At 59.4% G+C, this 23,225-nt stretch carries 21 protein-coding genes; 18 read left to right on the forward strand and 3 right to left on the reverse strand.

The window, feature by feature from the left end; genetic code table 11:
* Positions 1-91: 91 nt before the first annotated feature.
* The 5 genes from ADB08_RS03285 to ADB08_RS03305 are packed head-to-tail and all read left to right on the forward strand — an operon-like array spanning position 92 to position 4,116.
* Complete coding sequence (locus tag ADB08_RS03285; protein WP_224784241.1) at positions 92-769, forward strand: vWA domain-containing protein; 678 nt, start codon at positions 92-94, stop codon at positions 767-769.
* Complete coding sequence (gene cobO, locus ADB08_RS03290; RefSeq protein ID WP_042389270.1) at positions 750-1,370, forward strand: cob(I)yrinic acid a,c-diamide adenosyltransferase; 621 nt, start codon at positions 750-752, stop codon at positions 1,368-1,370. The genes ADB08_RS03285 and cobO overlap by 20 nt, the downstream gene beginning before the upstream one ends.
* A complete protein-coding gene (locus ADB08_RS03295) occupies positions 1,364-2,740 on the forward strand; it encodes a cobyrinate a,c-diamide synthase (RefSeq protein ID WP_049170806.1) in 1,377 nt (458 codons plus the stop codon). The genes cobO and ADB08_RS03295 overlap by 7 nt, the downstream gene beginning before the upstream one ends.
* Positions 2,741-2,750: 10 nt before the next feature.
* Positions 2,751-3,842 carry a uroporphyrinogen-III C-methyltransferase gene (cobA, locus tag ADB08_RS03300; protein ID WP_049170808.1) on the forward strand — a complete coding sequence of 364 codons (1,092 nt, stop codon included), beginning with the start codon at positions 2,751-2,753 and terminating at the stop codon, positions 3,840-3,842.
* Positions 3,835-4,116 (forward strand): hypothetical protein, encoded by a 282-nt coding sequence (locus ADB08_RS03305; RefSeq protein WP_016422579.1) that lies wholly within the window; start codon positions 3,835-3,837, stop codon positions 4,114-4,116. The genes cobA and ADB08_RS03305 overlap by 8 nt, the downstream gene beginning before the upstream one ends.
* Here the strand turns inward: ADB08_RS03305 and ADB08_RS03310 are convergent.
* Positions 4,113-4,850, reverse strand: coding sequence for a YaaA family protein (locus tag ADB08_RS03310; RefSeq protein ID WP_042389272.1), 738 nt, complete (start codon positions 4,848-4,850; stop codon positions 4,113-4,115). The two genes, ADB08_RS03305 and ADB08_RS03310, sit on opposite strands and share 4 nt — an antisense overlap.
* 60 nt (positions 4,851-4,910) lie before the next feature.
* On the opposite strand from ADB08_RS03310, the gene ADB08_RS03315 reads away from it, so the two are divergent.
* Complete coding sequence (locus ADB08_RS03315) at positions 4,911-6,683, forward strand: proline--tRNA ligase (RefSeq protein WP_016422581.1); 1,773 nt, start codon at positions 4,911-4,913, stop codon at positions 6,681-6,683.
* On the opposite strand, the gene ADB08_RS03320 is transcribed toward ADB08_RS03315, so the two are convergent.
* A complete protein-coding gene (locus ADB08_RS03320; protein WP_049189652.1) occupies positions 6,680-7,645 on the reverse strand; it encodes a DUF4439 domain-containing protein in 966 nt (321 codons plus the stop codon). The two genes, ADB08_RS03315 and ADB08_RS03320, sit on opposite strands and share 4 nt — an antisense overlap.
* A gap of 101 nt (positions 7,646-7,746) precedes the next feature.
* On the opposite strand from ADB08_RS03320, the gene rimP reads away from it, so the two are divergent.
* From rimP to ADB08_RS03365, 9 genes are all read left to right on the forward strand, one after another.
* Positions 7,747-8,319 carry a ribosome maturation factor RimP gene (rimP, locus tag ADB08_RS03325; RefSeq protein ID WP_016422583.1) on the forward strand — a complete coding sequence of 191 codons (573 nt, stop codon included), beginning with the start codon at positions 7,747-7,749 and terminating at the stop codon, positions 8,317-8,319.
* Positions 8,316-9,302: a transcription termination factor NusA gene (gene nusA / locus ADB08_RS03330; protein ID WP_016422584.1), complete on the forward strand. Its 987-nt coding sequence runs from the start codon at positions 8,316-8,318 to the stop codon at positions 9,300-9,302. Before rimP ends, nusA begins: the two co-directional genes overlap by 4 nt.
* A 171-nt stretch (positions 9,303-9,473) precedes the next feature.
* A complete protein-coding gene (locus ADB08_RS03335; protein ID WP_049170812.1) occupies positions 9,474-9,866 on the forward strand; it encodes a YlxR family protein in 393 nt (130 codons plus the stop codon).
* Between the two features lie 129 nt (positions 9,867-9,995).
* Positions 9,996-13,124 carry a translation initiation factor IF-2 gene (gene infB, locus ADB08_RS03340; protein ID WP_049170815.1) on the forward strand — a complete coding sequence of 1,043 codons (3,129 nt, stop codon included), beginning with the start codon at positions 9,996-9,998 and terminating at the stop codon, positions 13,122-13,124.
* Positions 13,125-13,144: 20 nt separating this feature from the next.
* A complete protein-coding gene (locus ADB08_RS03345) occupies positions 13,145-13,873 on the forward strand; it encodes a hypothetical protein (RefSeq protein ID WP_048733528.1) in 729 nt (242 codons plus the stop codon).
* Between the two features lie 361 nt (positions 13,874-14,234).
* Positions 14,235-14,666, forward strand: a complete 432-nt coding sequence (rbfA, locus tag ADB08_RS03350) for a 30S ribosome-binding factor RbfA (RefSeq protein ID WP_016422588.1) — start codon at positions 14,235-14,237, stop codon at positions 14,664-14,666.
* A gap of 42 nt (positions 14,667-14,708) precedes the next feature.
* Positions 14,709-15,770, forward strand: coding sequence for a DHH family phosphoesterase (locus tag ADB08_RS03355; protein WP_049170820.1), 1,062 nt, complete (start codon positions 14,709-14,711; stop codon positions 15,768-15,770).
* A 4-nt stretch (positions 15,771-15,774) separates the two neighbouring features.
* Positions 15,775-17,151, forward strand: coding sequence for an MATE family efflux transporter (locus tag ADB08_RS03360; RefSeq protein WP_080969546.1), 1,377 nt, complete (start codon positions 15,775-15,777; stop codon positions 17,149-17,151).
* A complete protein-coding gene (locus ADB08_RS03365; protein ID WP_049170823.1) occupies positions 17,130-17,843 on the forward strand; it encodes a 4'-phosphopantetheinyl transferase family protein in 714 nt (237 codons plus the stop codon). Before ADB08_RS03360 ends, ADB08_RS03365 begins: the two co-directional genes overlap by 22 nt.
* Positions 17,844-17,859: 16 nt before the next feature.
* Here the strand turns inward: ADB08_RS03365 and truB are convergent, their stop codons facing one another.
* Positions 17,860-18,846, reverse strand: coding sequence for a tRNA pseudouridine(55) synthase TruB (gene truB, locus ADB08_RS03370; RefSeq protein WP_016422592.1), 987 nt, complete (start codon positions 18,844-18,846; stop codon positions 17,860-17,862).
* A 64-nt stretch (positions 18,847-18,910) separates the two neighbouring features.
* On the opposite strand from truB, the gene ADB08_RS03375 reads away from it, so the two are divergent.
* From ADB08_RS03375 to ADB08_RS03385, 3 genes are all read left to right on the forward strand, one after another.
* Positions 18,911-19,906, forward strand: coding sequence for a bifunctional riboflavin kinase/FAD synthetase (locus ADB08_RS03375; RefSeq protein ID WP_042388641.1), 996 nt, complete (start codon positions 18,911-18,913; stop codon positions 19,904-19,906).
* Between the two features lie 141 nt (positions 19,907-20,047).
* Positions 20,048-20,317 carry a 30S ribosomal protein S15 gene (gene rpsO, locus ADB08_RS03380; RefSeq protein WP_016422594.1) on the forward strand — a complete coding sequence of 90 codons (270 nt, stop codon included), beginning with the start codon at positions 20,048-20,050 and terminating at the stop codon, positions 20,315-20,317.
* Positions 20,318-20,825: 508 nt separating this feature from the next.
* Positions 20,826-23,093 carry a polyribonucleotide nucleotidyltransferase gene (locus ADB08_RS03385; RefSeq protein WP_048733516.1) on the forward strand — a complete coding sequence of 756 codons (2,268 nt, stop codon included), beginning with the start codon at positions 20,826-20,828 and terminating at the stop codon, positions 23,091-23,093.
* Positions 23,094-23,225 lie beyond the last annotated feature (132 nt).

A 23,225-nucleotide genomic window follows, 5' to 3' on the forward strand; every position in this document is an offset into this window, starting at 1 on the left:
TGTCGGCCAAGGGGATTCCGGTCGGCGTTCCAAGGCCATTGGCCCGCGGGGCAGCACCATTGGTGCCGAGCGGGGAGGCCATGGTCTCCACGTGCCGGCGACAGTGCTGGCGGCGGCCAATCGTGGCGCCCGCATGGGCGACTCCATGATTCCCCTGGAACCGGAGGACGTTCACGGCGCTATTCGACAGGGAACTGAGTCCAATCTGGTCGTCTTTGTCGTGGACACCTCGGGTTCCATGGCAGCACGCGACCGTCTGGCAGCCGTCACCGGCGCGGTCACATCGCTGCTGCGTGATGCCTACCAAAGCCGCGATAAAGTCGCTGTCGTTACTTTCCGCGGAAATAACGCCGAATTAGTTTTACCGCCGACGAAGTCTATCGACACCGCAGTACGTCGCCTCGCAGATGTCCGCACTGGTGGCCGAACTCCATTGGCCGAAGGATTGCTGAAGGCACACGAAGTGGTAGTTCGGGAAGCCCATAGGGAGCCCACACGGCGCGCAATCATGGTCTTGCTCTCCGACGGCCGAGCAACGGGTAAAAATGGCCTGCAGCAGGCGAGGGCTGTGGCCGCAAAGATCCGTCGTCAAGCGTTGGCGGCGACGGTGGTTATCGACTGTGAGCGCTCTCGCGTGCGGCTGGGGCTGGCACAGGAACTCAGCGTGGAATTGGGTGCGACCTGCATAAATCTCTCCGAACTCAATGCCGAAGCCGTGGCGGGCGTGGTCCATGCCTATCATCGAGACCATGGCACAAGGAAAGCTTGACCCCAAATCAATTCCCAACGATGGACTGACCACCAGGCAGCGTCGCATGATTCCGATTACTGCGGTGCATACGGGCCCAGGTAAGGGCAAGTCCACCGCGGCATTCGGTATGGCGATGCGCGCGTGGAATCAGGGGATGAATATCGGTGTCTTCCAGTTTGTAAAGTCGGCAAAGTGGAAGGTTGGCGAGGAAGCTGTCATGCGCCGGTTGGGCGAGCTTCACGACGACACGGGGGAAGGCGGCCCGGTCGAATGGCACAAGATGGGCGAAGGTTGGTCTTGGTCGCGTAAGCAGGGCACTGAGGAGGACCATGCGGCAGCTGCTGCCGAGGGATGGCAGGAGATTAAACGGCGCCTGGAAAATGAGGTGCACGACTTCTACGTCCTCGACGAGTTCACCTACCCAATCAAGTGGGGTTGGATTGATGTCGACGATGTGGTGGAGACATTGAGGAACCGTCCCGGCCGCCAGCATGTGGTGATGACTGGCCGCGATGCGGATCCGAAGCTCGTGGAGGTCGCGGATCTGGTGACGGAGATGACCAAGATTAAGCACCCGATGGATGTCGGACGTAAGGGACAAAAGGGCATCGAGTGGTAGCGCCTGGAATTGTCATCGCGGCGACAGCTTCAGGCACGGGAAAGACGACAATCTCCACGGGGCTGATGCGTGCACTGTCGCGTCGTCACGCGGTGGCACCTTTCAAAGTCGGACCCGACTATATTGATCCTGGCTATCACGGGGTAGCCGCTGGTCGTCCCGGCCGCAATCTGGATTCCTTTATGTGCGCGCCTGAGATGATTGGGCCGCTCTACGCACATGGAGCTGCCGACAGCGATATTGCGGTGGTCGAAGGGGTTATGGGGCTTTTCGACGGCCGCATTGGTGACGACCCGCTATCGGTGGAGGGCTCGACGGCTGAGATTGCCTCACTGTTGGGACTTCCGGTGGTGTTGGTGATTGATGCCCGGCATATGTCGCAGTCGGCGGCGGCTGTTGTCCACGGTTTCTCCACGCTTCGCACTGACGTCCGTGTCAGTGGCGTGATTATTAATCAGGTGGGCAGCCCGCGGCATGCGGACATCATTACCCGTTCTGTGGAGACCATGGGGGTCGAGGTGCTCGGCGCTATTCCGCGAGTGACTGATATTGAGGTGCCCAGCAGGCATTTGGGGCTGGTCACTGCAGTCGAGCAGGGTGAGCAGCTAGAAGCGGTCATTGAATCGATGGCCAACTTGGTGGAGACCTACATCGACATAGACCGGATTATCCAGCTTGCCCGGCAGCCCTATCCAGCTGAACCATGGAACCCCGCACAGTTCGTTGTACCGCTGGCTACTCAGCGCCGCGTGCGTGTAGCGGTCGCGGCGGGTCCTGCGTTCTCGTTTACCTATGCAGAGCACCGTGAGCTATTGCAGGCCGCTGGAGCCGAGGTCGTGGATTTCGACCCATTGGTTGACGAACTGCCGGAAGCCGAAGGCTACATCGTGCCCGGTGGATTCCCAGAAGAGCATGCCGACGCGCTATCTATTCGTGATGACATTCGCCGCGATCTACGTCAGGCTGCCGACGATGGTGCGCTGATCCACGGCGAATGCGCGGGGCTGCTCTGGCTGCTTGAAGATCTCGGTGGGCGCCGTATGTGTGGCATCATCCCGGGGCGAGCGCACATGGCACGGTTGAAGCTGGGGTACCGGGAGGCTGTGGCGCTGACTGATTCTGTGCTGTGCCCGGTAGGAACGCGCGTGCGCGGTCACGAGTTCCACAAGACAGCCCTAACCGATGACACCGCAAGTGTCGCTGCTGCGGCCGGGTGGCAACCAGCCTGGGGTTGGCGTGGATATCAAGGCGAAACAGTTCGCGACGGCTTCGTTTCCGAGTCTGGGCGGATTCATGCCGGTTACCTGCATGTTCATCCGGCGGGTGCGCCGGGGAACGTCAGTCGCTTTGTCGCTTCGTGCGCCGGGTAAAGTGTTAGCTATGAGTTTGCTTCTCAAAGACTACGGTGTGTTGGTGATTGGCGGTTCCACGGCTGCAGAGCGCGTGATTCCTCGGCTGTTGGACTCTGGCGCTGATGTCACTGTGTGTGAAGGTGGGGAAGTAACAACTGCGATTGAGGCCTGGGCTGCAGACGGCCGTATTACTTTGACCCGCACCGGTTTTACCGAGGCGATGAGCTGGGGCAAGGCTCTCATGGTCTGCTGTGACGAGGCGTTGTTGCGTGAGGTGACTCTAGAGGGACACCGCCGAGGTATTCTCGTCGACGATGAAACCGGGGCTTCCAGCCCGCTTACTCCTGTGGCGCTGACCGGCCGTCGCGCGTCGCGCGCTGGGGACCTCGCTGGTCAGGTCGCACTCGTAGGCGGTGGCCCGGGCGACCCCGGTCTGATTACCGTTGAGGGGCGTCGCTTGCTCCGGCTTGCCGACGTTGTCGTTGCAGACCACCTCGGTCCACTGTCGCTGCTCGGTGACTTGGAGCCGGATGTCGAGATTATTGATGCCGGCAAGCTTCCTTACGGCCGCGCCATGGCTCAGGAGCGCATCAATGAACTGCTAGTTCATCGTGCCCGTGAGGGCTACTTTGTGGTCCGGCTCAAGGGTGGCGATCCGTACATCTTCGGCCGCGGTTTTGAAGAGCTTCAGGAGCTGCAGAAGGCTGGGGTACCGGTTCGCGTTGTGCCGGGTATTACTTCAGCACTGGCGGTACCGGGGACGATTGGCATCCCAGTTACTATGCGTGGCGTCAACCATGAATTCACTGTTGTGTCCGGTCACGTCCCACCGGGGCACAGGAAATCGCTGGTCAATTGGGATGCGCTGGGCCGGATGCACGGCACTATTGCCATCATTATGGGAGTTAAGAACGGGCCAAAGATTGCCGAGGCTCTGATGAAGGCCGGCCGCAGCCCGAAGACTCCGGCTGCGGTCATCCAGGACGGCACGCTGCCGAATCAGAGGTCGCTACGCTGCACACTCGGCGAGCTTGGCGAGAAAATGGTCGAAGAGGCAATCAAGCCGCCCGCGGTTATCGTCATCGGTGAAGTCGCCGGTCTGGATGAGGGCGATGAGTAAGAACAACAAGTTGAGCAACAACAAGTCGAGGAAGCGTGAGCCAGAGCAGCAAAAGGCAGGGCTTGTTACCCGACTGCTTGCCGACGATCAGCTGCGTAGCGCCATCTGGATGGGCGCTGCGACCTTCCTGGTGTTCTACCTCGGAACCATGATCATCTTCCGACTCCTTCTCCTCGGCGGAGAAGGATCGCGATACGACAGCATTTTCATCGCTATTATCGCTCTGATTGCCGCCATTGTGGCAGGCCGAAAGCGCTACAACGACGACATTTAGTTTTCCGGGACGCGGAAGATGAGGGTGTCGTCGTCAAGCGAGACGTCGTATCCTGCGGCGCGTGCGATGTCGACGGCCTCTGTGGGGGAGGTCGGTGTCGTGTCGGAAAGGGCGATGGCGCGGGCAAATAGGCCCTTGTAGTGCTTGTTGAAGTGGCTGACGATTTTGCCCTCGGCGGTGAGCACGGTCATCGTTGTCGCGCTCTTGACTTTGCCCAAATTGGCGTAGGTGCCGGAACGAAGGTCGATGAGGAAGTCGACATCATTGAGAGCCTCGGTGATGGCGGTACCCCAACGGCGCTTCATTGTGGGAGCCGCGTCGGCAGGCTGATCCGCGAAGGGGAGCTTGACCGTACCAGAGAGACGGTAGTGGGGGATGAGGTCGTCCCCGCCAATGACACCGAAGAGCGCTGACCCGATGGCGAGTCGAGCACGGCCGGTTTCCGGCAAATCGCTGGGGGAGAGTGCGTCGTAGAGCACCCCGGTATAACGCTCGAGAGCCGGCATGGTCGGCGACTCTAGGAGCGCGGCATTAGCTGTGACTTCGTCAGCAAGCCGTGGCCCCAGCTTCAGTGTTTCCATCGCGGCTTCCCTGTTCGCACTTAGCGCCACGAGATCGGCTGCAATGCGCTCGCGGATGGGGTTGAGGGAGCCGAAGCTCAGCGAGGAAAAGTCTACTGCGGGATGGCTGCCACCAGTGGCTTTGGTTTCAGAGGGGGGTAGGACTACGAGCATGGGCACCATAGTAATGCCCCGCATGTTGCGAAGAATGATCGACGGGTAAAATCAGCATTCATGATTACGCGAATGTCCCAGCTGTTCCTGCGCACACTGCGCGAGGATCCAGCTGACGCCGAGGTCCCTAGCCACAAGCTGCTCGTCCGTGCCGGCTACATCCGGCGAACTGCCCCTGGTGTGTACTCCTGGCTGCCACTGGGCTTGAAGGTTCTGCGCAACGTAGAGAAGGTTGTGCGCGAGGAGATGGAAGGCATTGGCGCACAGGAGCTGGCATTCCCTGCACTGCTCCCGCGTGAACCGTACGAGGCGACGAATCGGTGGACCGAATACGGCCCCGAGCTGTTCCGTCTGAAGGATCGCAAGGGCGCGGACTACCTGCTGGGGCCGACGCACGAAGAGATGTTCGCGCTGGCTGTCAAGGATCTTTTCAGCTCCTACAAGGATTTCCCGACGACGCTGTTTCAGATTCAGACCAAGTACCGCGACGAGGCTCGCCCGCGCGCTGGTATTCTGCGTGGCCGCGAGTTCGTGATGAAGGACTCTTATTCCTTCGACATGGACGACGAGGGGCTGGAGAATTCTTATCAGCAGCACCGCGGTGCCTACCAGCGAATTTTTGACCGGCTGGGCATTAAGTACGAAATCTGCCACGCCACCTCCGGCGCTATGGGCGGTTCGGCCTCCGAGGAGTTCCTGGCTGTTAGCGAAAGTGGCGAAGACTCCTTCGTAGTCTCCACCGACGGTGAGTACGCCGCCAATGTGGAAGCCGTGAAGATTCCGGCAGTTGAACCGCAGCCGATTGAGGGACAACCGGAGGCGAAGGTTTACGAGTCTCCGAACTGCACCACAATCGCAGCACTTGTTGATTGGGCCAATGGTGCGGACCTCGGACGCGAGGTCACTGCTGCCGATACTTTGAAGTGCGTTCTCGTCGCCGTCGACCCGAAGAAGGTCGATAAGGAGGGCAACGCCCTGCCGGAACAGCTCACCGCAATCCTGGTTCCCGGTGACCGTGAGGTCGATGAAAAGCGTCTTGAAGTCGCATTTGAACCGGGTGAGGCGCGCTTGCTGGAGGACAAGGACTTCGCAGCCAATGACTTCCTGATCAAGGGCTACGTCGGCCCGCAGGGGCTCGCCGATCGCGGTGTGAAGGTCCTAGCTGACCCCCGCGTGGCGGAGGGCACAAATTGGATTACAGGAGCCAACGAGGAAGGCAAGCACATCGTCGATGTGGTCGCTGGTCGCGACTTCCAGATTGATGGTATTTGCGATGTCGCAGAGGTGCGTGACGGCGACCCGGCTCCGGAGGGGCATGGCACGCTAAAGATCGAGCGCGGAATCGAGATCGGTCACATTTTCCAGTTGGGCCGCAAGTACACCAACGCCTTTGAAATCGACATCCTCGATGTCAACGGTAAGCGTGCTCGTCCGACGATGGGGTCCTACGGCATTGGCGTGTCCCGCCTGGTCGCTGTCCTCGCGGAACAGCAGTTGGATGAAAAGGGCCTCAAGTGGCCAGTTGCCGCGGCACCGTACAAGGTTCACATCGCTGTGGCCGGCAAGAACGCCGAAGCAGCTGAGGCCGCTGAACAGCTGGCGGAAGACCTCAGCCAGCAGGGCATTGAGGTGCTTTTCGACGACCGTCCGAAGGTCAGCCCCGGTGTGAAGTTCAAGGACGCCGAGCTGCTGGGTATGCCGTTTGTGGTCATCTTTGGCCGTGGCTACGCGGACGGCAAGGTGGAGCTGCGTAACCGCCTGACCAACGAGACCGACGAGGTCGCCGCTGACGGCATTGCAGCTCACGTCGCGGAGCTGGTTCGCAAGGCTTAGAGCCCGGGCAACGGCTCCAAGTTGTTGCCACCTAGCGCTGCCGCTCCGGCGGCAGCCACGCCAGCTGCCTGCAGCGCGAACATACGCATCCGAGGGTTATTAGCAGCGAGCAATACGTCTTCCCACGCCTGGGCACAATAGCGCTCCAATGCAATCATGTAATCGACGGGTGCCGTATCTGGCGAAGGAGCGCCTTCCGGCATATAGCCAGGTGCGCTCTCCGGCACCTCAACGTCGGAATCCTCCAAAATTAGTCGGGCACGATCGCGCAAAATTCGGTGGCGCTCGCCACGGGCCAAAAGTGCAGTAGTGGTATCGCCTCCGACACGTGGTGCGGCTACGCCGACACCGTAAATCATCATGTATTCGGCTTGCAGTGCCTTAGTCATCTGTTCTTCGGCACCCGAGATTTCATCCCTGTCACTGGGAATCAATGGGACAAGCTCCTCCCACTCAGCGCCCGCAACACGCAGAGCGAGGACGATACCGCCATCGACAGCCGTGGCGAGGCGCGCAGTGTGCTCCTCCCGCAATGCAGTGCGTGAATCCAGGGCATTCGTCAGTACGGGATTGTTTCGCGAGTCCGTGAGCAGTAGCTTCGCGTCGGAACCGGTAACCAGGGATCCTGGGACTGCTACGTCCGAGCCACATTCATCGACAGGTTTACCGTCCTTGTGGGTGCCGCAGGCGCGTGTGATTTCCTTATCCAGTTCGGTAACCTGCGCGGAGCGCACCGCTGCGAGGTCAGGATTGGCGTCGCTAAGCGACTGTGCATCGCGCGCCGCCAGCGCATGGAGAACCTCAATGGCGTAATCGGGGCGCGGTGCCACCAGATGCGAGCACGCGGAAAGCGCAGGAAGTGATCCCACGGCGAGGGCAGCAGCGAGGAAGCCACGGCGCGAGAGAGTACGAGTGCGATGCGATGCGGAAGCAAAACTGGGGGAGGGAGGTTCAACAATCACCTCACTATGGTGCCACGGCGGGCGGCACTTTGTGTCAATGCGGTATGTGGAAAGCGCCCAGGTGCGCAATTCCTAGTACTTGACCTGTAGACTCTACGACTATGGCGATACCCGCACCCGAGAAAATTGAACAGTTTGTGAGCCCGGCGCTCGCACAAATCGGCCTGGATGTGGAAGATGTCAAGGTCGTTCGCGCCGGCGCAAAGTCACAGGTCATTGTGTTAGTTGACGCAGATGAGCGTCCTGACCTCGATGTTCTGGAACAGGCCACGTATGAAGTATCTTCGGCTCTGGATGCCGCGGAGGCACGTGGTGAAGCGGACTTCGGCGCTCAGGGCTACACCTTGGAAGTTTCCACTCCTGGTATTGACGCACCGCTGACCCAGCCTCGGCACTGGCGTCGTAACCGTGGTCGTATTGCGGAGATTTCGCTTGCCGACGGTTCCGCGATTGCAGCCCGCATTGGTGCGCTGTCGCCGGATGAAGAATCCATCATTCTCGTTACCTCTAAGGGGCCAAAGGGACGTTTGAAGGCTGTTGGCCAGCGTGTCCAATTAACCAATGTGGCCCGTGCAGTGGTACAAGTTGAATTCTCTAATCCGCCCGCAGCCGAGAAGGATTTTGCGGGACTAGACTATGACGATGCCTTGACCAGGCTGGAGGATAACAAGTGAAGATTGAACTAGCTGCCCTGCGAACCTTGGAAAAGGAAAAGGGTATTCCTGTCGACGAAATGCTGGGACTGGTCGCCCGAGCATTGCGTGAAAGCTACCGTAACACCACCGCACCGGCACAGTATGCGCGCGTCGAAATCGACCGTGAGACCGGTGACGTCATAGTCTTTGCCCAGGAGCGAGACGACGAGGGCAATCTCATCTCCGAATGGGACGACACTCCGGAGGACTTCGAGCGTACCGCTGCATTCGCTGTTCGTCAGACCATCCTTTCGCGTCTGCGGGATGCGGAGAGCGATAAGGTTCTCGACGAATACGCAGACCTGTCTAATCAGGTCATTTCCGGCGTGGTCCAGCGCGATGTCTATGCCAATGAAAAGGGCATTGTCGTCGTCCACATCGGTTCGGAGGCCAACGGCCGAGACGGTATTCTGATGCCGGCTGAGCAGCTGCCAGGTGAGGAACTCAAGCACGGTGACCGCATCAAGTGCTACGTCGTCGGTGTGAACAAGACACCGCGCGGTGTTGCGATTCACCTGTCACGCACGCATCCGGAGCTCATTCGTAAGCTCTTCGAACTTGAAGTTCCGGAAGTTGCCGATGGGGCAGTGGAATTGATTTCCATTGCGCGCGAGGCCGGTCACCGCACCAAGGTTGCTGTACGCCCCACGGTCAAGGGCCTCAACGCTAAGGGCGCCTGCATTGGGCCCCGCGGTCAGCGTGTGAACTCGATTATGAATGAGCTCAAGGGCGAGAAGATTGACATCATCGACTACGACGAGGATCCGGCGAAGTTCGTTGGTAACTCGCTGGCGCCCGCCAAGGTAGTTAGTGTCAAGATTCTGGACATGGACGAGCGCCGTGCACACGTTGTGGTGCCCGACTACCAGCTCTCTCTTGCTATCGGCAAGGAGGGACAGAATGCCCGTCTGGCGGCTCGTCTGACCGGCTGGCGAATCGATATCCACTCCGACGCGGAGTAGACACAACGTCAGCGTCCCAGCGGTTGCGAAAGTGGCGGGAAAGTGCCTAGGGGGTTGGCACTTTTCCGCCTTTTCGGGTTATGCTGGGAGGTGGCCAAACGACAAGGCGTGATTTTCCTATGCGAATTTTCGCGCTGAATTTCTTAGCAGGAAGGTGGGTGCGTCAGGAGTATGACGACTTCGCGGGTGCTAAACCCGAATTCGACAACTCATACGCCTGCACCCACACGTACCTGTATTGCAACTAAGCAGCGCCACAATTGCTCGGAGCTGCTACGCATTGTCGCCACCACCCGTTCAGATGGCTCAGTAGCCGTCGTTGCTGATCCGCATCGTCGGATGCAGGGGCGAGGTTCCTGGATCACCCCAACACTAAAGGCTTGGGAGATCGCCGACAAGCGCCGTGCATTTGGCCGCGCACTGAAGGTATCTACGCAGGTAGATGCGTTTCCGGTTAAACAGTTTATCGCCACGCACTACGAAGCGGCGGAGGGTTTCGCCCCCGCTGACGATGTGCGTGTCGCTAAGCAGGGAGGCAGGAAAAATGACAACAGAAAGACCTGAACACTGATGAGCACACGATGAAGCATCAGCGATGAACGGCAATAGATAAGAGGGAGCCCTGCAGGCGCTCTCGGTGCGCGGACAAATCCGCCATCGGGCGCTGCTCGGCCCCCACTAGTGAGGAGAGCAGTGTCCGGAAAGCTACGTGTCCATGAGCTCGCTAAGCAGCTCGGGGTCACCAGCAAAGAACTACTCGCCGAGCTGAAGGCTCAGGGCGAGTTTGTTAAGACCGCTTCTTCGACGGTGGAACCACCCGTCGTCAGGAAGATGAAGAAGGTCTACGAAGAGAAGAATGCTGGCGCAGGTGCTGACGCGTCTGCCCAGGCCCCAACTACCAAGGCTGCTGCTAAGTCGGGTGCCAAGCCAGCTGCAAAACCAGGCGCTAAGCCTGCTGCACCAGCGGCGGCAAAGCCGGGTGCCAAGCCAGCTGCAAAGCCAGGCGCTAAGCCTGCTGCACCAGCGGCGGCAAAGCCGGGTGCCAAGCCAGCTGCAAAACCAGGTGCCAAGCCTGCTGCACCAGCGGCGGCAAAGCCGGGTGCCAAGCCAGCAGCTAAGCCAGGCGCTAAGCCTGCTGCACCAGCGGCGGCAAAGCCGGGTGCCAAGCCAGCTGCAAAACCAGGTGCCAAGCCTGCTGCACCAGCGGCGGCAAAGCCGGGTGCCAAGCCAGCAGCTAAGCCAGGCGCTAAGCCTGCTGCACCAGCGGCGGCAAAGCCGGGTGCCAAGCCAGCTGCAAAACCAGGTGCCAAGCCTGCTGCACCAGCGGCGGCAAAGCCGGGTGCCAAGCCAGCAGCTAAGCCAGGCGCTAAGCCTGCTGCACCAGCGGCGGCAAAGCCGGGTGCCAAGCCAGCTGCACCGTCCCGTTCGCCGAAGCCGGGACAAGAAATGCCACGCCCGCCGAAGCCTGCTGGCCCGAAGCCAGGGCCGAAGCCAGGCGCACGCGCACCGCGTGTGGCGAACAACCCATTCTCGACCGGCGGATCCTCCCGTCCGGCACCGCGGCCGTCCAACATGCCGCGTCCGCAGGGTGGAAACGGCCGTCCGGGCCCGAAGCCGGGAGCACGCCAGGGTGGCCCTCGCCCGCAGGGTGGAAACGGCCGTCCGGGCCCGAAACCGGGAGCACGCCAGGGTGGCCCTCGCCCGCAGGGTGGACAGGGCCGCGGTAATAAGCCGAGCGGCAATCGTCCGACTCCGGCAATGATGCCTTCGCACCCGAACCCGGGGCAGATGCCTGCAAAGGCAAGCCGCGGTGGCGGTGGCGGTGGCTTCGGCGGCCGTGGTCGCGGCCCGGGTGGCCCGGGTGGCGGACCGCGCGGTGGTCGCGGCGGACGTCGCGGTGGAACTGCAGGTGCATTCGGGCGACCAGGAGGCGCCCCGCGTCGCGGACGTAAGTCGAAGCGTCAGAAGCGCAACGAGTACGAGGCAATGCAGGCACCATCCGTGGTAGGCGGCGTTAAGCTGCCCAACGGTAAGGGCACGACCATTCGCCTCGCACGTGGTGCATCCCTGTCTGACTTCGCTGAGAAGATTAACGCCGATGCAGCATCGCTGGTCCAGGCGTTGTTCAACCTCGGCGAAATGGTGACGGCAACTGCATCGGTCTCCGACGAGACCCTGCAGCTGCTCGGCGACGAGATGGATTACAAGGTCCAGGTCGTCTCGCCTGAGGATGAGGACCGCGAGCTCCTCGAGTCCTTCGACCTCCAGTTCGGTGAGGACGAGGGCGACGATGAGGACCTGGAGCAGCGCCCGCCAGTGGTAACTGTGATGGGTCACGTCGACCACGGTAAGACGCGCCTGTTGGACACGATTCGTAAGGCCAACGTCGGTGGCCACGAGTCCGGTGGTATTACCCAGCACATCGGTGCCTACCAGGTGCCGGTGGAGCTCGACGGTGAGAAGCGCAAGGTTACCTTCTTGGATACCCCGGGTCACGAGGCGTTTACCGCCATGCGTGCTCGTGGTGCCAAGTCGACCGATATCGCGATTCTGGTTGTTGCAGCTGATGACGGCGTCATGCCGCAGACGGTTGAGGCTATTAACCACGCCAAGGCCGCTGATGTGCCGATTGTCGTTGCAGTCAACAAGATTGATAAAGAAACTGCAGATCCGCAGAAAATTCGTGGTCAGCTGACTGAATACGGTCTCACTGACGAAGAGTGGGGCGGCGACACTATGTTCGTCGATATCTCCGCTAAGCAAGGTCTCAACATCGATCAGCTTCTCGAAGCAGTGCTGTTGACTGCCGATGCTTCGCTGGATCTGCGCGCCAATCCGGATATGGACGCTCAGGGTGTCGCCATTGAGGCTCACCTTGACCGTGGCCGTGGTCCGGTGGCAACCGTTATCGTTCAGCGCGGTACGTTGCGCGTCGGTGATTCCATCGTTGTCGGTGACGCATATGGTCGTGTTCGCCGCATGGTCGATGAGTACGGCAACGACGTCGATGAGGCCGGTCCTTCCCGTCCGGTTCAGGTGCTCGGCCTGACCTCCGTACCGGGTGCTGGTGACAACCTCCTGGTTGTTGACGAGGATCGTACGGCCCGCCAGATTGCAGACCGCCGCGACGCACGTCGTCGTAATGCGCTGCAAGCACGTCGTCGCAAGCGCGTCTCCCTGGAGAACCTGGACGAGATCCTGAAGGAGACCAACACCCTCAACCTGATCCTGAAGGGCGACAACGCCGGTACCGTCGAGGCACTGGAAGAAGCCCTGCTCAAGATCGAGGTCGACGACGAGGTCGCACTGAACATCATCGACCGTGGTGTCGGTGCTGTTACTCAGACCAACGTCACGCTGGCTGCTGCGTCTGACGCCGTCATCATCGGCTTCAACGTTCGCTCCGAGGGTAAGGCCACAGAGGTTGCCAACGCTGAGGGCGTTGACATCCGCTACTACACGGTGATTTACCGTGCTATCGAGGATGTTGAGGCTGCTCTGAAGGGCATGCTCAAGCCGGTCTACGAGGAGAAGGAGATTGGTCGTGCAGAGATTCGCGCCATCTTCAAGTCCTCCGCAGTTGGCCTCATCGCCGGCTGTATGGTCGAGTCCGGCAAGGTCCGCCGCAACGCGAAGGCTCGCCTGGTTCGTGACGGCAACGTCATTACGGATTCGGCGACTATCGAGTCGCTGAAGCGAGAGAAGGACGATGCTACCGAGGTCGCAGCCGGTTACGAGTGCGGTATGGTGCTGTCTTACCCGGACATCCAGGTGGACGACGTTATCGAGGTCTACGAGATGGTCGAGGTTCCGCGCACGTAGCAACGTAAGCTAAACACTGCGTGAACTTTGATAAGGCGCTCCCTTCGGGGAGCGCCTTTTTGCGTATCGTGTTCGTTATGGGCTTCAAAACTAATCTCTTTGCACTCTCAGATGAACTGCCGCGAACGAATATTTTGAATTATCCTCCTGCGAGCGCAGAGGAGACTCTTGCGCAATTGGACAAGATTTGGCCAGGGAAATTCGCCTTTGATTCCGAAGAAACCATTGAGGATGGTCATAATTGGTACTTCCACGCGGTAGCGTTTGGGCCAACGCTGCTTTTCGGGACCGACGACGTATACGACCTTATTGAGGACCCAGCGTTGGCGAACGATCCTCGCGAAAGTTGGTCACTGTGCATCAATAGTGTTGTCGATTTCTGCCACTATAAGACTCCTACCAGGGAATTAGAAGCAAGCTGCGAAGACTATGATTTTGACATGCAGCGGTTTTTCAGCTCTGGACGACTGTTGGATTTTGAGGTACCGTTCGCTAACGGTGAACACGTCGAGGTACTACATCCGACGGATGTGGCTGAATGGGAACAAACCCATGGCAGTGTGGCGCCCAAGGATAAAAATGGTGAGGTAAGTTACCTTTTCCATCCGCTGGAGCTAGGTAATGCTGCGGTTAAATGGATTTTCGGCATCGAGGGAGAAACACCATTGCAGGATAGTGTGATGGATTCACTGCCTGACTGCTCCCATGTTAATGGGTTACCGATGTACAACTTCGTGGAGCGCCGTTAAGAGCGTACGGGTAGGCTGCGTTTCAGCTGCGCAATTCCGTAGTAGCGACTCCCCATGCCGTCGATGACATCGATGGTGGTGGCAGTGTTGTCGTGATGATTAATGGGTTAATAACAAAGGGCGAGCGTGCGGCGAAGCAATTGACTGCACTCGGTAAACGGGTGCGGGCGAAGTCGCGAAACATGCGGTTCGAAGTTGAGTAGTGTTTTGCGTGTTAGTATTAGCAGTCCTTTGTATTGAACCGTTTTGCCGGATCCCAAATGGGTCTTTGTCAGCGAAGGGGCACTTCAGGCCCCACGCTAAATGGGGTCTAGCTACGAATCGTTACGCACAGGTAGAGATAGATAGGGAGTAGCCAAAAATGGCAGATCCAGCACGCGCGCGCAGGCTGTCCAAGCGTATTCAGGAGATTGTCGCCAGCGCAATTGAGCGTGAGATTAAGGACCGGCGGCTGGAGTTTGTGACTATCACCGACTGCCGCGTCACCGGCGATTTGCACGACGCCACAGTTTTCTACACTGTGCGCGGACGTACGCTCGACGAGGAACCGGACTACGAGTCGGCAGCAGCAGCGCTGGAAAAGGCGAAGGGGCAGCTACGTTCCCTGGTCGGTCGTGGCACCGGTGTGCGCTACACACCGACGCTGGCTTTTGAGGTTGACACGGTGCCGGAGATTTCCGCGCACCTTGAGGAGCTGCTCGATAAGACTCGCGCGCGCGACGCGGAATTGGCTGAGCAGGCTAGAAACGCAAAGCCCGCAGGCGATGCCAACCCATACCGCGACGAGGAGTAAAACTCTCCACCGGCCACATCTATCGATGAAAGGGGCACCCACGTGACCACTTCTCCGCAGGCTCAGGAGCAGGCAGCTCACCAGCTTTCCCAGGCGATTAATCGCCGCATGTCCAAGCCGATTCAGCAGATGCAGGATATGCTTGCCGACGCCAAGAAGGTCGGCGTCATTGCCCATGTTCACCCCGATGCGGATGCGATTGGTGCTGCATCTGCGATGGTCATGGCACTTGTACAGCGTGGCATTTCGGCTGTAGCCAGCTACGGTGAGAGCGATTTGCCAGCCAAGTCGCTGTTGACCATCCCCGGATGGGAGCGATTTGTCGAGTACACGGACTTGGATGAAGACATTGACACGTGGGTGACTGTCGACTGCGCAAGCCCGGGGCGCCTCGGTGCGCTGGAAGATCGCGTGATGGCCTCCGACCGCGTTATCAATGTTGACCATCACGCGACCAACACTCGCTTTGGGTCCGTCAACATGGTTGACGAACGCGCAGAGTCCTCGACCATGGTGCTCCTGGACTTCTTTGGTGTCTGGGGTATCAAGCTGACCACGCCGATGGCTCATGCTCTCTATGCAGGGCTGTTGACGGACACCGCATCGTTCCAGTTCGGCCATTCCCGCATGCACACTGCAGCGGCGCGCCTGCTGGATAAGGGGCTCAATCCGCGCACGATTGGTGCACAGCTGCTGGAAGAACATCCGTTTGCCTACCTTCCATTCCTGGGCAAGGTGCTTTCCACCGCGACATTGGTGCCCGAGTGGGGCGACGGCGCTGGCCTAATCCACGTCGTCATTGAGCACGACCAGACCGCCGAAGTTGGCCACGATGAGATTGAATCGGTCGTGGACATTGTGCGTACGACTAATGCGGCCGACGTCTGTGCCGTGCTTAAGGAGTATGAGCCAAACCAGTGGGCCGTCTCGCTGCGTTCTCGCGAGCTTGTCGATGTCTCCCAGGTCGCCCTGGAAATTGGCGGCGGTGGCCACGAGCGTGCCGCCGGTCTGACTCGGGAGTGCAGCAAGGATGAGCTGCTGCAGGCCATCCTGGACACCAGCGATGTCGCAGCCCAGGCACGCCGAGGAACGAGCGAGGCCTAGGGGATTGTCGGACTCGCGAGAAACTCAGGAGCGCACTGAGATTGAGCAAACTGGCATAGAGCGAACCGGGCACAGTGCGAAGTCAGATGTCAGCCTTCGCGCAATCGTTTCGCTGGCGCTGCCAGCGTTGGGTGTTCTTGCCGCGCCCGCACTCTATGTGCTGCTGGATACGGCTGTCATTGGTCGGCTTGGAGCTGTCCAGCTTGCGGCGCTTGCCGCTGGTTCGACGGTATTTTCCGTGGTAACTACGCAGCTCACTTTCTTGGCTTACGGCACGACCGCCCGATCAGCGCGAGCCTTTGGCAGGGGCAACGTGGACGAGGCGGTTGAAGAGGGATTGCAAGCGACGTGGGTCGCCATCTTTGTGGGCCTTAGCCTCTTTGCCATCATCGTGGGGTTGGCACCAGTATTTACCGGTTGGTTAGCTCCTCATCCGGAGGTCGCTCATGATGCCGGGCAGTGGTTGCGAGTTGCTGCCTTCGCCATTCCGCTGACGTTGATTGCGCAGGCTGGAAATGGTTGGTTGCGCGGTATCCAAAACACCCGCGCGCCGCTGCTATTTGTGCTCTCAGGCCTTGTTCCGGCCGCTATTGTGATTGTGCCGCTGGTCCGCGCCTTCGGCCTCGAGGGCTCTGCGCTGGCCGTTCTCTTCGGCGAATTGATTACCGGCGGACTGTTCCTCCGCAGTCTTTTCAAAGAGTGCTCTAGCCGCAAGCTTTCCATGCGCCCGAATGGCGCCATTATCAAAAGCCAGCTGGTCCTCGGCCGCGATCTCATCGTTCGCTCCTTGTCCTTCCAGGTAGCGTTCCTCTCCGCCGCAGCGGTTGCTGGCCGCGTTGGGCCGACCACGCTCGGTGGGCACCAGGTCATGCTGCAACTGTGGAACCTGATTTCGTTGGTGCTCGACTCGCTAGCGATTGCTGCACAGACGCTCGTCGGTGCAGCGTTGGGCGGTAGCTCCACGGCCGTTGCCCGCTGGACTGGCAAGCGCGTGACGGTCTGGTCAAGCGTCATTGCCCTCGGCCTAGCGGCTGTTTTCGCAGTAGGTAATGCCAGCATCGTCCGCATTTTTACCGACGCAACAGGCGTGATTGACGCAGTCACCGCCGGACCATGGTGGATTCTTGTCGCAATGATTCCTATCGGCGGTGTCGTCTTCGCGCTCGATGGCGTGTTGCTCGGCGCCGGCGACGCAGCCTTCCTCCGTAACGCCACCGTTAGCGCGGTCCTGTGCGGATTCCTCCCACCGGTCTGGCTGGCGCAGGCATTTGGCTGGGGGCTGACCGGCGTGTGGTGCGGTCTCTTGGCCTTCATGATTCTGCGACTAATCTTTGTCGCTACCCGTTTCCGTGGAGAGAAATGGTACGGCATCAGCGCATGAGTGTGCTTGCCGACGTCCAGGAGTATCTGGCCAGGCATTTGCCCGCCGGTAGCCGGCTGGTTATTGACTCCAATGCCGAGCGTCCGTTTAGTGATGCGGAATTGCAGCAGCTCCGTAGCGCTGAGTTGAGGCTGTCTGATAGTGCAGCACCTGTTCGAATCCGTGATTTCACCCGAGGGCGCCTCGCTGCGCATGAGGCGGTGCAACGGCTAGGAGAGCCTGCCCCACATGGGATTGGCATGTCGACCACCGGAGCGCCGCTGTGGCCGCGAGGAGTCGTGGGGTCAATTAGCCATTGCGACGGGGCCGTGGCAGCCGTGTCCGCGAGCGCTGAACAGCTGCAGGGGATTGGCATCGATGTCGAGGTCGAGCAGACTCTAGAGTTAGGAATCATCGAGGCAGTCTTGCGCACTGACGAAGCACGCCTTGACCCGCTGGTGCAATTTAGCGCCAAGGAATCAATGTACAAACTCTGGGAGCCGATAGTCGGGCAGTGGCTAGACTTCGACGAAGTCTCCGTCCAACTGCGAAAGAAACGGATAGCAGCGCGAGGTTTTTCCCGAGGACTCACAGGCGGACCTTTACAGCTAACGTTTCACCGTGAGATTCCCGACGCCTTCTGCGGAGTAAAAGGCTTCTGGGCTCGCGGTGCAGGCATCGTTGCAACCGCGGTGTGGCTCGAGCAGTCTTAAAATCCTTGAGAGGTAGTCACAGCGTGGCCGGGCGCACCACGAAGACCGTCTTAGCCCGTTTGCCAGATTCTGTGAGCAGCGCCGGAACCTTTCCCGTTGGTGACACCGCCGCATAGACTCCAGGTTTTCCGATCGGCTCCAGCCACTTGCCCTGAGCCAAATCAGCCGCCTGCTGTTCAGTAATTTCGCGGGTATCAAAGCAACGCAGGCAGGCCTCGTCCAGACTCATCGGCAGCAAGGAAGCGGCGCGCTCCGGGACTGGGCGTCGCATCTCCGCAATTTCTGGATGGGCGGTGTCGAACTGCTCGGCCTTCGCCGTGAGCTCGTCGATAGTCAACGCCTCATCAATAGTGAAAACGCCGGCGGCAGTACGCCGCAGAGCAGTGAGATGACCACCGACTCTCAGTGCATCCCCCAAGTCACGAGCTAGGGCGCGGATGAAAGTGCCGGCAGAGCAGTCGACCTCCACGTCGATATCGATGCACTCCCCGGGGCGCGAAGGATCGGAGTCGTGGCGGATGTCCAGAACCTCATAGCGGGTGATCGTCACTGGGCGCGCAGGGATATCGACCTTCTCACCACGGCGGATGCGCTCGTAGGCGCGGACACCGTCAATCTTCACCGCTGATACCGCCGCGGGTTTTTGCATGATTGTGCCGGTGAACTTCGCAATTTCCGCTCGAACCATTTCATCAGTCACCGATGCCGCCGAGGATTCGGAGAGCAACTCGCCTTCGGCGTCGTCGGTAAGCGTGGCAGCGCCGAGTCGAATGGTGGCTTGGTAGGACTTCGTGTCGGCGTGGACATGTGGCAGGAAACGGGTGCCGCGGCCGATGCCGAGGACGAGCACACCGGTGGCCATTGGGTCGAGGGTACCGGAGTGGCCGACCTTCTTGGTGCGGAAGATGCGACGGAGTTTGCCCACTACATCGTGGCTTGTCCAGCCTTGGGGCTTGTCGACGATAACAATGCCGGAGTCTGCAATCGGATCGAAGTCGGTCATAGACGCAATCCTATGTTGCGCTATATGCGGTGTGTTAAACGGTGACCAGTTACACTGGCTCTTTGTGGAGATTTGGTATGGCTTGGACAATGCACCCGAAGACCTGGGGGACACGGTCGTAACCATCGGAGTGTTCGATGGTATTCATCTTGGGCATAAGCGCCTGATAGCTGCTGCGGTCAGTGACGCTCGCGCTCGTGGCGTGAAGTCGCTGTTGATGACTTTCGATCCCAATCCCGTAGCGCTGTTTGCCCCGGATAAGGTGCCGCCGGCACTGTCCACCGTGTCCCGTCGCGCCGAGCTGGCAGAAGCGGAGGGAATCGATGCCATGCTTGTCGTGCCTTTCGACAAGAACTTCTCCAGCATCCCCGCAGAAGACTTTGTACGCACCGTTGTCCGCGACAAGCTGAATGCACAGGCCGTCTTCGTTGGCCAGAACTTCACCTATGGGCAGAAGGCCGCAGGTACCGCCGAGACTATGCCGGAGCACGGCTGTAAGTGTGGGGTCGACGTCACCATCGTCGACCTTCTCGACGTCACTGCCGCGGACTCGACCGAACGTGTTTCGTCGACACGTATTCGCGGTTTGCTTGCCGACGGTGCGGTGTCCGCAGCCGCCTCGTGTCTCGGGTACTTCTACCGTGTCGATGGTGATGTTCTTCCAGGTCAGGGGCGTGGAGGAGCGCAGCTGGGCTTTCCGACCGCCAATATTGACTTCGCTGAGGGCCTGGCAATCCCGGCTGATGGTGTCTACGCGGCATGGTTCACGGTTCAGCCGACGGCAGCCCGCCCGGAGCCGGACCCGAAGGGCGATATCGAGTTTGGGGTGCGCTACCCAGCGGCCGTGTCGGTGGGCACTAATGTGACCTTTGGAGACACTGATCGAACGGTCGAGGCCTACGTGATTGACCGTCATGCGGACCTCTACGGCACCGCTGGGCAGGTTGAGTTTGTCGACCGGATTCGCGGCATGGAGAAGTTCGACTCGGTCGAGGAGCTCATTGACCGGATGAACCAGGACGTGGCAGACACCGAAGCCATTTTGGCTAAGACCGATTAGCTGTTAAAGTAAAACGTCGGCTGTGACTGCGGTCCACAAGCAGTTGCGAGGAACCAGTTGCCAGACGCTGTTTGGTTCCGGGAAAGCCGAGAATGTGGACTGAAAAAACGACCATAATTTGATTCAAGGAGTTAGATTTACATGGCTTTGAACACTGCAGAAAAGGCTGAGATTCTCAAGGAGTTCGGCCTGCACGAGACCGACACCGGTTCCCCGGAGGCTCAGGTTGCACTGCTGACCGCACGTATTCGTCAGCTGACCGAGCACCTGAAGTTCCACAAGCACGATCACCACTCCCGTCGTGGTCTGCTGCTGCTGGTCGGTCGCCGCAAGGGCCTGCTGCAGTACCTGCAGGACAACGACGTTGAGCGCTACCGTAAGCTGATCGAGCGCCTGGGTCTGCGTCGCTAAGGTTCTCCTTAAGGTCCTGTTTGTCAGAGCTTCATTGGTGTAAGTTGCTCTGTTAATTCAAGGCTTTTAAGCTTTTTAGACTCGCCGTTTGGGTTTCCATTGGATGGAAGCTCACGGCGGGTCTTTTTTTTGATCACTTGTCGTTGTGGTATTCACTCATCGATGCGCTGTAGCGTGGCCACAAGTGAATACCTCATCGACAGGTGGAGGGGCTGATCGAAAGCGTGCGCATAAGTGCCGGGGCACCATCGATAAGACACGGTAATTCGTCGATAAGACACGGTAAACCATCGATGAGTCAAGAAAAGTCATCGATAAGTGCCCCCCGCCCCGCAAACTCCTAGAACCCCGCGTAGGTGCAAGAACCCAGATGCAGTGAGAGATCTCCGATCCGTCCAATACGAGAACTTTCCGCGTTAGCTGGTAGAATGCGTGACGCAAACGAAGTTCATTCGATCTTTTACAGGCGACATCGATGATCGCCGCTATTTCTAGGAGTAAGAAACCTATGGCCAACAGCAAGGCTGTTGAATTTTTCTTTGATGAGGATTTCGGTATTACCGAGGCCGTTGCCACCATCGACAATGGTGATTTCGGCACCCGCACCATTCGCTTTGAAACGGGCCAGCTGGCTCGTCAGGCCGATGGTTCGGTGACCACCTACTTGGACGAGGAGACCATGCTCCTGTCCACCGTCACCGCTTCCAACCAGCCCCGCGAGGGCTTTGATTTCTTCCCGCTGACCGTCGACGTTGAAGAGCGTATGTACGCTGCGGGCAAGATTCCGGGTTCGTTCTTCCGCCGTGAGGGCCGCCCGTCTACCGATGCCATCCTGGCATGTCGTCTGATTGACCGTCCGCTGCGTCCGACCTTCGTCAAGGGCCTGCGCAACGAGGTACAGGTTGTTGTCACCGTCATGTCCTGGGATCCGAAGGACCGTTACGACGTTGTCGCAATCAACGGCGCGTCAGCTGCAACTCAGCTTTCCGGGCTGCCGGTCTCCGGCGCTGTCGGTGGCGTCCGCATCGCGCTTGTTGCTGATGACAAGCACCCAGAGGGTGCATGGGTCGCTTTCCCGACCGAGGAGCAGCACGAGCAGGCTCTGTTCGAGATGGTCGTCGCTGGCCGTATCGTCACCCGCAAGCGTCGCGGCAAGAACGTCGAAGATGTCGCCATCATGATGGTGGAGGCCGGAGCAGGGGAGACCGTCGTCAAGCGTATTGCTGACGGTGCACCGGCGCCGACCGAGGACATCGTCGCCGCTGGCCTCGAGGCAGCAAAGCCGCACATCAAGGTTCTGTGTGAGGCACAGAAGGGTCTGGCTGAGCGCGCAGCGAAGGAAACGCAGGAGTTCCCGCTGTTCCCGGCATACAGCGATGAGATTTTTAACGCAGTCGAGAAGAAGTCCGCTAAGAAGCTGGCCAAGCTGCTCACCATTCCGGGTAAGCAGGAACGAGATGACGCCACCAATGAGTACATGGAGGACGTCGAGGGGCAGCTGCTGGAGCGCTTCGTATCCGATGATGTCGACGAGCAAGCTGCATCTAAGCAGATTCGCGCTGCATACAACGCAGTGATGAAGCAGATTGTCCGTGAGAAGATTCTGGCTGAGGGCTTCCGCATCGATGGTCGCGGTGTCACCGACATTCGTGACCTGGGCGTTGAGGTCGGTCTGATTCCGCGTGCCCACGGCTCTTCGCTGTTTGAGCGCGGCGAGACCCAGATTCTGGGTGTCACCACTTTGGATATGCTGAAGATGGAGCAGCAGATTGACTCGCTGACTCCTGTTACCTCCAAGCGCTACATCCACCACTACAACTTCCCGCCGTACTCCACCGGCGAGACCGGTCGTGTTGGCTCTCCGAAGCGCCGCGAGATTGGTCACGGGGCACTGGCTGAGCGCGCTCTGCTGCCGGTCGTGCCGTCCCGCGAGGAATTCCCGTACACCATTCGCCAGGTCTCCGAGGCTCTTGGATCCAATGGTTCGACCTCCATGGGCTCGGTCTGTGCTTCGACTCTGTCGCTGTACAACGCCGGTGTGCCGCTGAAGGCTCCGGTTGCCGGTATCGCCATGGGCCTGGTTTCCGGCGAGGTTGACGGTGAGAACCGCTTCGTCGCACTGACCGATATTCTCGGTGCCGAAGACGCATTCGGTGACATGGACTTCAAGGTCGCTGGTACTGCGGACTTCATTACCGCACTGCAGCTGGACACCAAGCTCGACGGTATTCCGTCGAAGGTTCTGGCCGATGCTCTGTCCCAGGCTCGTGATGCACGTCTGGCCATCCTGTCCACCATGGCTGAGGTCATCGAGTCTCCGGACGAGATGAGTGGTCTCGCTCCGAAGATCACCACCGTTAAGGTTCCGGCTTCGAAGATCGGTGAGCTCATCGGTCCGAAGGGCAAGACCATCAACGGCATCACCGAGGAAACCGGTGCTGATATCTCTATCGAGGACGACGGCACCGTATTTGTCTCGGCAACTTCCGGTAAGGCCGCGGACGCTGCAATCGAGCAGATTAATGCCATTGCTAACCCGCAGCTGCCGAAGGTCGGCGAACGCTACCTGGGCACTGTCGTGAAGACTGTCGCTTTCGGTGCTTTTGTCTCCCTGACTCCGGGCCGTGACGGTCTGATCCACATCTCCAAGCTCGGTGGCGACAAGCGCATCGAGAAGGTCGAGGATGTCATCAATGTCGGCGACAAGATTCAGGTCGAAATCGCTGATATCGACAACCGCGGCAAGATCTCGCTGGTTCCGGTCGAAGACGATTAATGCTTGGCGACGGAGGATGTGCTTTAGGTAGCCTCCAACAACGCGTGTAGCGATGGCGCGGTTAGGTCACAAATTGACCTAACCGCGCTTTTGTTTTGGGTTAATCTCGGGTTTCGAAGGGATTAATTTTCG

Source organism: Corynebacterium sp. 239_CJEI, assembly GCF_001055995.1.
Classification (GTDB): Bacteria; Actinomycetota; Actinomycetes; order Mycobacteriales; family Mycobacteriaceae; genus Corynebacterium; species Corynebacterium jeikeium_D.